The 11,225-nt window shown below is 71.9% G+C and carries 11 protein-coding genes; 9 read left to right on the top strand and 2 right to left on the bottom strand.

All coding sequences use genetic code 11. The features are described from left to right. The 8 genes from DLJ58_RS32755 to DLJ58_RS32790 form a co-directional block, all read left to right on the top strand. The coding region (locus DLJ58_RS32755) for a hypothetical protein (protein WP_244219229.1) at positions 1-510 on the top strand (510 nt) is incomplete at its 5' end. 131 nt (positions 511-641) lie between these two features. Further along, on the top strand, positions 642-983 hold the full coding sequence (locus tag DLJ58_RS32760) for a PadR family transcriptional regulator (RefSeq protein WP_124862757.1): 342 nt from the start codon (positions 642-644) through the stop codon (positions 981-983). After that, positions 980-1,930, top strand: coding sequence for a permease prefix domain 1-containing protein (locus DLJ58_RS32765; protein WP_124862760.1), 951 nt, complete (start codon positions 980-982; stop codon positions 1,928-1,930). Before DLJ58_RS32760 ends, DLJ58_RS32765 begins: the two co-directional genes overlap by 4 nt. A gap of 122 nt (positions 1,931-2,052) precedes the next feature. Next, positions 2,053-3,390, top strand: a complete 1,338-nt coding sequence (locus tag DLJ58_RS32770) for a sensor histidine kinase (RefSeq protein ID WP_124862783.1) — start codon at positions 2,053-2,055, stop codon at positions 3,388-3,390. Then, complete coding sequence (locus DLJ58_RS32775; protein ID WP_124862763.1) at positions 3,387-4,103, top strand: response regulator; 717 nt, start codon at positions 3,387-3,389, stop codon at positions 4,101-4,103. Before DLJ58_RS32770 ends, DLJ58_RS32775 begins: the two co-directional genes overlap by 4 nt. 80 nt (positions 4,104-4,183) lie before the next feature. Then, positions 4,184-5,077 (top strand): ABC transporter ATP-binding protein, encoded by an 894-nt coding sequence (locus DLJ58_RS32780; protein WP_124862766.1) that lies wholly within the window; start codon positions 4,184-4,186, stop codon positions 5,075-5,077. Then, complete coding sequence (locus DLJ58_RS32785) at positions 5,074-6,135, top strand: ABC transporter permease (protein ID WP_124862769.1); 1,062 nt, start codon at positions 5,074-5,076, stop codon at positions 6,133-6,135. The genes DLJ58_RS32780 and DLJ58_RS32785 overlap by 4 nt, the downstream gene beginning before the upstream one ends. Positions 6,136-6,313: 178 nt before the next feature. After that, positions 6,314-8,104, top strand: coding sequence for a carbohydrate binding domain-containing protein (locus tag DLJ58_RS32790; RefSeq protein ID WP_124862772.1), 1,791 nt, complete (start codon positions 6,314-6,316; stop codon positions 8,102-8,104). Between the two features lie 71 nt (positions 8,105-8,175). Here the strand turns inward: DLJ58_RS32790 and DLJ58_RS32795 are convergent, their stop codons facing one another. Beyond that, complete coding sequence (locus DLJ58_RS32795; RefSeq protein ID WP_124862775.1) at positions 8,176-9,204, bottom strand: helix-turn-helix domain-containing protein; 1,029 nt, start codon at positions 9,202-9,204, stop codon at positions 8,176-8,178. A gap of 253 nt (positions 9,205-9,457) precedes the next feature. Here DLJ58_RS32795 and DLJ58_RS32800 point away from each other — a divergent pair, with 253 nt between their 5' ends. Then, positions 9,458-10,450, top strand: a complete 993-nt coding sequence (locus DLJ58_RS32800) for an RICIN domain-containing protein (RefSeq protein WP_124862778.1) — start codon at positions 9,458-9,460, stop codon at positions 10,448-10,450. A 12-nt stretch (positions 10,451-10,462) separates the two neighbouring features. Here the strand turns inward: DLJ58_RS32800 and DLJ58_RS32805 are convergent, their stop codons facing one another. After that, positions 10,463-11,083: a ribonuclease FAU-1 family protein gene (locus tag DLJ58_RS32805; protein WP_124862780.1), complete on the bottom strand. Its 621-nt coding sequence runs from the start codon at positions 11,081-11,083 to the stop codon at positions 10,463-10,465. Positions 11,084-11,225 lie beyond the last annotated feature (142 nt).

Raw genomic sequence — 11,225 nt, forward strand, 5'->3', positions numbered from 1 at the left:
GCTGTGCCCGGCGGCACCGCGCCCGCCTCGGCCCGCGGTCCGGCCGCCGTCGCCGCCGGGCACAGCCACCCGCAGGTGCTCGGCGTTCGTGGCGTGGGCGTGTACCGCATCGGCACCAGCCTGGCGTCGCTCACCACCAACGGGCACATCGACTGGACCGTGCCGACCTGCGGCGGGGTGGTGCACGCCGGCGCGACCGGCTCCTGGGCGGGCGTGATCCTGCTGGCCTTCCGCGACGGGCGGCTGGTGGAGGTCGGTACGGCCACCGCGCCGCCGCAGTCCCCCGCCGGCGCCACGGTCGGCATGTCCTTCGACGAGCTGGAGGCGATCTACGGCCGGCGGGGTTCGCTGATCCGCAACGACGCGGGGGACGCCGAGGCGTACCTGGTCCGGGTGGGGTCGCGGGTGGAGCTGTTCACCGGGCACCCGATCCGGCCCGGGGTTGGCTACTTCCAGGTCGGCCCGGCCAGCTTCGTCGAGCGGAACTTCCGGCAGGGCGTGTCCTGCTGAGTTTTCCCAGGTGCGGGGCGCCCGGTGTCGACCGGGCGCCCCGCACGTCGCATCAGCCCGAAACGGAGGTTGGGCGGACACGATGATGTCGGGGTAGACAACACTGTGTGGCACACACTATGGTGTGACACATGGTTAGCGAGGACGTTCTACGGACGCACCTACAGGAGTTGCGTCGAGGCACCGTCGTGGTGGCCAGCCTGGTCGCGCTACGCCGACCGGACTACGGCTACGCACTGCTGCAACGGCTCAGCGACCACGGCTTCCCGGTCGACGCCAACACCCTCTACCCGCTGCTGCGCCGCCTCGAGGACCAAGGGCTGCTGACCAGCGAGTGGAACACCGAAGAGAGCCGACCGCGCAAGTTCTACCGGACCAGCGACGAGGGCGAGTCGATGCTGAACCGGCTCCTCGACGACCTCGCCGCCGTGCAGACCTCCATCACCGGCCTGATCCAAGGAGTGGAACGATGAACACCCTGACCGACCGCTACCTCGCCGCCACCCTGCGATCGGTGCCCACCCAGCGCCGCGACGAGATCGCCACCGAGCTGCGGGCCTCCATCGACGACATGATCGAGGGCCGGACCGATGGCGGGCAGGACGCCGCCACCGCCGAGCGGGAGGTGCTCACCGAGCTGGGCAACCCCGACGTGCTGGCCGCCCGGTACGCCGACCGCCGGTTGCAGCTCATCGGCCCGACCTACTATCTGCTCTGGCTGCGGCTGCTGAAGCTGCTGCTCAGCTTCATCCCGGCGCTCGTCGGAACGATCGTCACAGTGGTCGAGGCGGCGGAAGGAAAGGGTTTCGGCGCCATCGGGCCAGGCATCGTCGCGGCCATGCAGGTGGCAGTGCAGATCGCCTTCTGGCTCACAGTGACCTTCGCGATCATCGAGCGCACCCAGACGGCCGTTGACCTGCCGGAGTGGACGGTCGACCAGTTGCCCGACGCGCCGGCGCGACGAGGCATCCCCCTCGCCGACACCATCGCATCCGTGATCATGTTGGTGCTGACCATCGCGTACCTGCCGCTTCAGCACTACCACTCCTGGGTGAGCGGCACTGACGGCGAGAACATCGCGATCCTCGACCCGGCTCTGTGGTCGTTCTGGCTGCCGGCGCTGATCGGGGTGCTGGCGCTCAGTGTGATCTTCGAGGTTGTGAAGTACCGGATCGACCGCTGGACCTGGGCCCTGTTCGGCACGAAGGTGCTGCTCGACCTGGCGTTCGCGGTGCCGCTGGCCTGGCTCGCACTCTCCGACCGACTGCTCAACCCGGCCCTGGCCAAGCGCCTGAGCTGGGTGGCGGAGGCCGAAAACCGGGAAGGCCTCGGCCTGGCCATCGCTGTGGGCGCGGCCGCGATCGTGGTCTGGGACCTGATCGACACGGCCCGGAAGACCCGCCAGCAGACGACCGCGTGAGCGACACCAGAGACGGCGGCCCGGCGCGTACCTCGCGCCGGGCCGCCGCCCGTCGACGCGACCGGACCGACACGAGCCCGCCCGGTCGACGGGCCTGGTGGGCGGCGTGGCATCGTTCCTGGATGACAGTGGCACCGCGACCGGAATGGCGTCGTCCGGGTCCGACGGCGGAGCAGCGCCGAAACGACCTCTGGATCGGCCTGGGGATGACCGGGCTGGCGTTGGTCAGTCTGACCCTGGCGCGCAGCACCGGCGCGTTCCTGCTGGGCCCACCGCCGTCCGGGCCGGAGCAGCTGTTCTGGACCGTCGCGGTGACCCTCCCGCTGATCTGGCGACGACGCTGGCCGGCCACGACCCTGCTGATCGTCGCGGTGGCGTTCATCGCCTCGCAGGCCCGATCGGCCCCGGAGACCCAGTTCTCCGCCGGCGCCCTGTTCTGCGCCCTCTACACGCTGGGCGCCTGGGGGCAGGACCGCCAACTGTCCCGCCGGCTGCGGATCGGCGTGATCGCCACGATGTTCGCCTGGCTCGGGCTCTACTACGCGGTGATGATCGACCACATCCCGGCGGACACCTTCGCCGACGCGGTCGGGCCGGTGCCACCGGTGCTCGCCGCGATGGTCAACGGTGTGCTGCTCAACGTGCTGGTCTTCGGTTTCGCGTACTTCTTCGGCGAGACCGCGTGGGTGGCCGCGCGCCGCGAGCACGAGCTGCGCGCCCAGGCCGAGGACCTGCGCCGGTCGCAGGCCGAGGCCCGGGAACGGGCGGTGCTCGGCGAACGCGTCCGGATCGCCCGCGAGCTGCACGACGTGGTCGCCCACCACGTGTCGGTGATGGGCGTACAGGCATCCGCCTGCCGCCGGGTGTTCGACCGCGACCCGGGCAAGGCCCGCACCGCGCTGACCGCCATCGAGCAGAGCGCCCGCACCGCCGTCGACGAGCTGCGTCGGATGCTCGGCGTGCTGCGGACCTCCGCCGGCACCGACGCCGCGCCGCCGACGGCTGGCGGCGTCGAACGGATCGACGAGCTGGTCGAGCGGGCTCGGGCCGCCGGGCTGACGGCCACCCTCGGGGTGTACGGCGACCCGGTCGCGTTGCCCGAATCGGTCTCCCAGACGGCCTACCGGGTGACGCAGGAGGCGGTGACCAACACCCTGAAGCACGCCGAGGCGGCCCTGCTCGACGTGCGGGTCCGGTACCTGGCCCGGGAGGTGGAGGTCGACGTGACCGACGACGGGCGGGGCGGCGGTCGGGCCGACACCGCCGGGTTGGGCCTGATCGGCATGCGCGAACGGGTCACCGCCCACGACGGCGACCTGGAGGCCGGGCCACGGACCGGCGGCGGCTGGCGGGTCCGCGCCCGCTTCCCCCTGCCCGCGTCGCCGGACCGACCGATAGGCCCACAGCGGGAGCCGAGCGACAGACAGCAGGCGGCATCCGGCGCGGAGCCGTCGGCATGAGCGCGGCAGCCCAGCGGGCACCCGACACCGGGCCGACGGTGCGTGTGCTGCTCGCCGACGACCAGCACCTCGTCCGTACCGGCTTCCGGGTCATCCTGGAGGTGGAGGACGACATCGAGGTGGTCGGTGAGGCCGCCGACGGCGAACGGGCCGTCACCATGACCCGAGCCACCCGCCCCGACGTCGTACTCATGGATGTGGAGATGCCCGGGATGGACGGCCTGGAGGCCACCCGGCAGATCGTCGCCGACGGCCCCGGGGCGCCCGCGGTGCTGATCCTCACCACCTTCGACCGCGACGACTACCTGTTCGCGGCGCTGCGGGCCGGGGCCAGCGGCTTCCTGCTCAAGAACGGCACGCCGGAGGAGCTGATCGAGGCGATCCGGGTGCTGGCCAGGGGCGACGGTCTGCTCGCCCCGGAGATCACCCGCCGGGTGATCTCCACCTTCGCCCGACCCGGCGACCCGGCGGGCACCGCCCACCGGGGCCCGGACGCCGATGCCGCGCTGGCCGAGCTGACCCCGCGCGAACGGGAGGTGCTGATGCTGCTCGCCGCCGGGTCGAGCAACGCGGAGATCGCCACGGCCATCCACCTGGGAGAGGCGACGGTGAAGACGCACGTGAGTCGGGTACTGGCCAAGCTCGGCCTGCGTGACCGGGTGCAGGCAGTGGTGTTCGCGTACGAGAACGGGGTGGTCCGCCCCGGCGGTTGACGGCGTCCGCCGCGAGGTGGACCCGCCGGCTCACCCGCCGGGCGGACGGCGCAACGCCGTAATCGATCTAGCGTGAGTGCGTGACCAGAACGCTTCGCCTCGACGGCGTCGACCGCAGCTTCGGCGACCGTCAGGTGCTCAGGAATGTGTCCTTCGAGGTGTCCGCCGGCCGGATGACCGGTTTCGTGGGCGCCAACGGCGCCGGCAAGACCACCACCATGCGGATCATCCTGGGTGTGCTCGCCCCCGACGCTGGCGAGGTGAGCTGGGGCGGCACCACGCTGACCCGGCAGGACCGCCAGCGCTTCGGCTACATGCCGGAGGAGCGGGGCCTCTACCCCAAGATGACCACCCGCGAGCAGGTGGCCTACCTGGGCCGGCTGCACGGGCTGGACGCCGCCGCGGCACGACGTTCCACCGACGCGCTGCTGGACCGCGTCGGGCTCGGCGAGCGCGGCGACGACCTGCTGGAGACGCTGTCGCTGGGCAACCAGCAGCGCGCCCAGATCGCCGCCGCGCTGGTGCACGACCCCGAGGTGCTGGTGCTCGACGAGCCGTTCTCCGGCCTCGACCCGCTGGCCGTGGAGACCGTCGTGGCCGTGCTGCGGGAACGGGCCTCGGCCGGCGCGCCGGTGCTCTTCTCCAGTCACCAGCTCGACGTCGTGGAGCGCCTCTGCGACGACCTGGTGATCATCGGGGACGGGGGGATCCGGGCCGCCGGCAGCCGGCAGCAGCTGCGCGACTCGTACACGGTGCCCCGCTTCGAGCTGGTCGTGGAGCACGACGCCGGCTGGGTACGCGACCACCCCGGGGTGACAGTTGTCGAGTTGGACGGCGCGCGGGTGGTCTTCGACCTGCCGGCCGGCACCGACGAACAGCCCGTGCTGCGGGCCGCCCTCGCGCGCGGCGCGGTCCGCGCCTTCCGCCCGGTCAGCCCCTCGCTCACCGAGATCTTCCGAGAGGTCACCCAGTGAACGTCACCCAGGCCACCCGGCTGGTCGCCGAACGCGAGATCCGGGTCAAGCTGCGCGACCGCACCTTCCTGTTCGGCACGCTGTTCTTTCTGCTGATCGCGGCGGCGGGCACCATCCTGCCGCCGCTGCTCTCCGGCGGCCCGGACACTGTGGCCGTCACCCAGGAGGCAGCCGGGCCGCTGCGGGACGCCGGACTCGACGTCCGCGTGGTTGCCGACGACCAGGCCGCCGAGCAGGCCGTCCGCGACGGTGACGTGGACGCGGCGGTGGTCTCCGGTCCGAAGGTTCTCGCGATGGACGAATCCCCCACCGACGTGGTCCAGGCGCTGAGCAGCTCGCCGCCGGTGCAGTTGCTCGACCCGGACGCGGTCGACCCGGTGGTGGCGTTCCTGGTGCCGTTCGTCTTCGCCTTCGTCTTCTTCATCACCTCGCAGACCTTCGGCCTGCAGATCGCGCAGAGCGTCACCGAGGAGAAGCAGACCCGGATCGTGGAGATCCTGGTCGCCGCCGTGCCGGTCCGGGCCCTGCTGGCCGGGAAGGTGGTGGCCGGGGCCATCCTGGCCTTCGCACAGATCGCGCTCATCGCCGTGGTAGCCGTGCTCGGCATGCAGATCGGCGACAGCGGAGGTCTGCTCAGCCTGCTCGCCCCGGCGATCGGCTGGTTCGTACCGTTCTTCCTGATCGGTTTCGTGCTGCTCGCCGCCATGTGGGCCGCGGCCGGCGCGCTGGCCAACCGGCAGGAGGACGTCGCCGCCGTCTCGACGCCGGTGCAGCTCGCCGTCATGCTGCCGTTCTTCGCGGTGATCTTCCTGAACGACAACGCCACAGCGATGCGGGTGCTGTCCTACCTGCCGTTCTCGTCGCCCACGGCGATGCCGCTGCGGCTCTTCACCGGCGACGCGGCCGGCTGGGAGCCGATCGTCTCACTGGTCCTCCTGGTGCTCGCCGCCGGCGCGTTCGTAATCGCCGGGGCCCGGGTGTACGAGGGGTCACTGCTGCGCACCAACGGCCGGACCTCGCTGCGTACCGCCTGGCGGGAGCGGGAGACGATCGGCTGAGCCAGCGGGCCGCCCCGCGCGGGCGTCGGTGTCCTGATCGGATGCCGGCGCCCGCTGCCGTACGGCACCGTTCCGAGCGCTGTTCGGTGGCCCTGAACAGCGCGAACCCTCCTACGTTGAGCCGATCCTCACGGCAACGACCTGGTCGTCGCCGGTTTCCGGACCGGAAAGGCTCTCGATGTCCCCACCGATCAACGCACGGCAACTCCGTCGTCTGCTCAGCGCCGTGCTCGCGGTCGCCCTCGCGAGCACCCTCACCGCCCTCGTCCGCCCCGCGCCGGCCGCCGCCGCCGCGGGCGACCTCATCCTCAACGGCACGTTCGACAACGGCAGCACGCAGCCCTGGTGGACCCGGCTCGCCTCGACCAGCACCACTGTCAACGCCGGACAACTGCGCGTGCGCACCAGCGCGACGGTGGGCAGGCCCGTCTGGGAGGACCTGGTCGGTCACTTCGAGTTCGGGGTGACGGCCGCGCAACCGTACCGGTTGCAGTTCGACGCCGCGGCCGACGTCAGCCGTTCCCTGCGCGTCTCGGTCTCCCGGGCGGATACGCCCTTCACCTCCGCGGTCGACCAGAGCGTCACGCTGACGTCCTCGTTGCGCCGGTTCAGCTTCGACTTCGCGTCCCCGTTCGGCGACCCGAAGGCGGTGCTGCTGTTCCACTTTGGCGGCCAGGCCGCCTCGACGGTCCGGTTGGACAACATCTCGCTCACCCCGCTGGCCGTGAACCCGGCCACCGACCCGATCCTGTACTGGAACGGTGTCCTGCTGGCCACGTACAAGGCGCTGGATCTGCCACCCACCTCCTCGTCCCGCGAGGCCGCCATCCTGCACGCGGCGATGCACGACGCCGCCGTCTCGGTCACCGGGGTCGGCAACCCCTACCGGGTACGTGTTCCGGTCAGCTACCCCGGCACCATGGACAACGTCGTGGCGCCGTCGCTGCACGCGGCCATCGACCGGGCCGCGTACGACGTGCTGACCGCCCTGTACGGCGGTCAGGGCCAGTCCTACTCCCAGGCCCTCGCCGCCGCTGTCGCGCGCCGGCCGTCCGGGGTGAACGACGCCGAAGAGGCGCGCGGTGACACCGTCGGCGCGGCGGCGGCCGCCGCCAACCTCCAGGCCCGCGCCAACGACGGCTCCGACAAAGACACGCCGTACCAACTGGACGGCGTACCCGGCTCGTGGCGGCCGACCAACGGCAAGGCGGCGGTCAGCCCGAACTGGGGACTGGTCACCCCGTTCGCGCTCACCTCGGGCCAGCAGTTCCGGCCCGGTCTACCGGCTGGCGCCACCGGGTACGACGACCTGCTCGGCAAGGAGGAATACGACACCCAGGTGCAGGAGATCCGCGACTACGGCGGTCGGACGTCGGCACTGCGGACCGCCGACCAGACGCAGATCGCGTTCTTCTGGGCCAACGACGTGGGGGGCACGTACAAGCCGCCGGGTCAACTCTTCTCGCACACCCGGATCGTGTCGGAGCAGCGTCAGCTCGGCATCCTGGCCAACGCCCGGCTCTTCGGGCTGGTCGCCCTCGCCCTCGCCGACGCCGCCATCGCCGCCTGGGACGCCAAGTACCAGACGCCCATCGACCTGTGGCGACCGGTGACGGCGATCGAGGCAATGGAGGGCCCCGGTTGGCAGCCGCTGTCGCAGACCCGCGAGGGGGTGCCGTACACGCCGGCGTTCCCGGCCTACATCTCCGGGCACGCCACCTTCGCGGGGGCCTGGTCCGCGGTGATGAAGAGGTTCTTCGGCACCGATGCGATCGCCTTCGACGCCACCACTGACGATCCGCACGCCGTGGACGTGATCCGGCACATGACCGGCTTCGACCACGCCGCCGAGGAGAACGCGCTGAGCCGGATCTACCTCGGCGTGCACTATCGGTTCGACGCGGACGCCGGGCTCGCCACCGGCCGTTCCGTGGGCGCGTACGTCTTCGCCAACCGCCTGCGACCGTGAATCGTCAGTCGGGATGACGGGGGGCTCCCCGTCCGGTCCGTGGACCGGGCGGGGAGCGTCACGCGTGACCGCTACGCCGCGCAGTTCCAGTGGCCGAAGCCGCCGGTACGAGACCAGATTTCCCGTGCCGTCCCGATGCTCCAGGCCGCGTCCAGCGCCGTCTGGCGGTCGACGCCGAACCGGGACACCTCCATGTCGCTGAACTGGAACAACCCCCAGCGCCGTGCTCCGTCCTCGCCGACCTCCACCCGGTACGGATCCAAGCCGGACAGGCAGCGCGCCACCCGCACCGCCCCGGCCGGGTCCTCCGGGAACGTTCGCCGCAGATGTTTGCCGATCCGGTCCTCCGACCAGCTGGCGGGCACCTTGCGATCGCCCGCCAACTCGTCGAACAACCGCTCGTCCGCGGTGCCACTGACCGGCAGAGCGCCGAACGCCTGGAACACCATCACCCGGCTGGTGGTGTCCGGGCCGAACCAGCCGTCGACCGGCACGGTGAGCCCGTCGGCCACCAGATGCTCCTGGAGGCGCAGCACGCAGGGGCCGTACATGCCCTGGCGCAGCACCTCCGGGCAGCCGACGGTCGGCGAGCCGTCCACTGTGGGAGGCGCGACGGGTCGCAGCGCCCCGGCCGCCCCGACCGTCAGGACGCCGAACACCGCCAGCAGCGCCAGCCGAAGCCAGCGACGGGCCGGCCAGGGCGCTTCGGGTCGCGGTGGAGCAGTGCCGACGCTCGGGCGGATGTTCGCCGCGACGGTAGTGGACGCGCCGGCAGGGGTCCGCGCCGCGTCACTCTCCCCTCGACCCTGCTCGCCGAGGCGAGCCTCCAGGTCCCGCCGTGTCTCCAGCCACCTGTCGACCTCGACCGCCGGGGTGCCGCAGGCGGCCAGCAGCGCGACGACGGTGCGTTCCCGGGGCAGCGCCGTCCGCCCCAGCATCGTCGCGAGGGTGCTCGGCGGCAGCCAGTGTCCGGCTGCCGAGGCTCGCCGGGCGAGCTCCCGATAGGTCAGACCGGAACGCCGCCGCACCTCCCTGAGCGACGCCACGTACTCCCCCGCCGTGGCCGCCTGCGGCACCGGATCCCGGACAGCGTCATCCATCGAATCTCCCCGTGTCGTTGGTGTGGTCGAGCCCGAACCCGTGCCGGCGCGAGCCCGTCGGCCGTACACCGGTCAGCGGCGCGGCCATCGAAGAAAGACGCTAGGTAACCCGGTCGGCCAGGACAATGCCCTGGTCGCCGCGCTGGGCTGTCCGGGCAGCTCACGGCAGCGTGTCCGGATCCTGTCCGACCATCTCGGACAGTCGCCGGGACCCGATTTGCCCTCGCGTCCGTGGGGTCTGGAGAATCGGGCGATGACCACGGGGGAGCTACGCCCGGACGACGCGTCCGACCCGGCCGAGTTCGTCGAGATGCTGCGCCAGCTCAAGGACCGGTCGAGGCTCACCTACCGGCAACTGGAGCAGCGTGCCGCGTCGACGGGTGACGTGCTGGCCCGCAGCACCGCGGCGGACATCCTGCGCCGGTCCACACTCCCGCGCCCCGAGGTGGTGGCCGCGTTCGTGCGGGCGTGCGGCGCGGAAGATCAGGTCGAGACGTGGCTACGGGCCCGGCACCGCCTCGCGGCAGGTCAGTTGGCCCCGCCGTCGCCGGCAGCGGACCCACCGCCGGTCGACGCGGTCCCGACCGTGGCCCCGGAGCACTCCGACCCGGCCCGCCCACGCTGGTTCGCGCGGCCCGCGCCGCTGGCGCTGCTCGTCGTCGCCCTGCTGGCCACGCTCGGCGTGGGCTTCTGGATCGAGCGACGCGACGACGAGCAGGGAAAGGCCGCGCAAACCACCGATCCGACCGCATCGGCGGGTGGCGGTGCCCGTTCGCCGAGCGGAGGGCGCAGTCAGATCCGCCCCGTCCGCAGCCCGCACCTCTGCCTCACCGAGGGTCGCGATCGCACCGGCGCGTACACCAAGGAGATAGCGGTCCAGCGACCCTGCACGGAGGCCACCCCACCGGACACCTCGCTGGAACCGGTGGCCGACGGAATGTTCTTCATCCACTGGGTCCACCCGGTGCTCGGGAAGGGCTGCCTCACCATCCGCGAGGAGGATCCCGGCCGGAACCTGCTCGAACCCTGGAACGAGAATGATTGCAGCGCGAGTAGGTCGAAGCAGGTGTTCTACTTCGAACCGACCGGAGCGACGCCCGACGCGTACCGCATCCGGCCCGACCGTAGCGAGTTGTGCGTCGGCCTGCGCGACGACGACAGCGCCGTGGCGGACGCGGCGCTGGTCGAGCCGTGCACCGGCGGCCCGGATCAGGTGTTCCTGGTCAACGCGCTGCCCGGTGACTGACGTCGGCGCCGCTCAGCGCGCGGGTGGCACCTGATCCCAGCCGGCGGGCAGCGGGGGCGCCGTCCAGGTGGGGTCGGGCTGCCAGGTGGCCCACGACGGGTCCCACCAGCGCTCGCCGGCGTCGAGCAGGGCGGCGATCCGGTCACCCTCGGCCTGGATGGCGTCCGCCATGCCCGGGTAGCGCCCCTCGACGAGGCGCTGGGCGAACATCTCCACGTCCTTCCAGACGTACCGGTCGGCGTCCGCGGCCCACCACAGGTCCAGTTCGTGGTCCAGGGTGTCCACCCCGATCGGGGTACGCCGCACCGGGTCCTGGAGGTTGAAGTACCAGCCGGCGAAGTCGCGCCCCGGCCCGGTCCAGAACACGTCGATCGAGTGGGCCTCACCGGGGCGTTGCAGCATCAGCTTGCCGTGCCCGGACCAGGAGCGGTGCCCGGCGGCCTCCCACGGGTGCCGCCCGCAGGGGAAGACGCCCGTGTTGGGGAAGCCGAACTCGGCCCCCGGTGGGAGGTAGAGGGCGAGCAGGTCAAGCGAATCCTCGACGCAGATCGTCGGGCAGCCGAACCAGACCTCACCCCGCAGCACCTCACGTCGTACCACGGTGTCACCAGGCGCGAACCGCGCTGCCACCACGCGACACTCCCCACGTCCCCTCGTCCCCACGTCCCGCCGCGATCTTGCACTTTCTGTTGGCGATATGCCAGGTGTTACCCGGTGTGTCGGGTCAGAAAGTGCAAGATCGCGGCGGGGTGGGGCGGCGGCGCGGCGGGGTGAG

This window comes from Micromonospora arida (assembly GCF_003857035.1).
GTDB lineage: Bacteria > Actinomycetota > Actinomycetes > Mycobacteriales > Micromonosporaceae > Micromonospora > Micromonospora arida.

Coding starts and splice junctions, on each gene's coding strand:
- DLJ58_RS32800 (WP_124862778.1), top strand. CDS start 9,458: ATGACCACGGGGGAGCTACGCCCGGACGACGCGTCCGACCCGGCCGAG.
- DLJ58_RS32790 (WP_124862772.1), top strand. CDS start 6,314: ATGTCCCCACCGATCAACGCACGGCAACTCCGTCGTCTGCTCAGCGCC.
- DLJ58_RS32775 (WP_124862763.1), top strand. CDS start 3,387: ATGAGCGCGGCAGCCCAGCGGGCACCCGACACCGGGCCGACGGTGCGT.
- DLJ58_RS32760 (WP_124862757.1), top strand. CDS start 642: ATGGTTAGCGAGGACGTTCTACGGACGCACCTACAGGAGTTGCGTCGA.
- DLJ58_RS32770 (WP_124862783.1), top strand. CDS start 2,053: ATGACAGTGGCACCGCGACCGGAATGGCGTCGTCCGGGTCCGACGGCG.
- DLJ58_RS32795 (WP_124862775.1), bottom strand. CDS start 9,204: ATGGATGACGCTGTCCGGGATCCGGTGCCGCAGGCGGCCACGGCGGGG.
- DLJ58_RS32765 (WP_124862760.1), top strand. CDS start 980: ATGAACACCCTGACCGACCGCTACCTCGCCGCCACCCTGCGATCGGTG.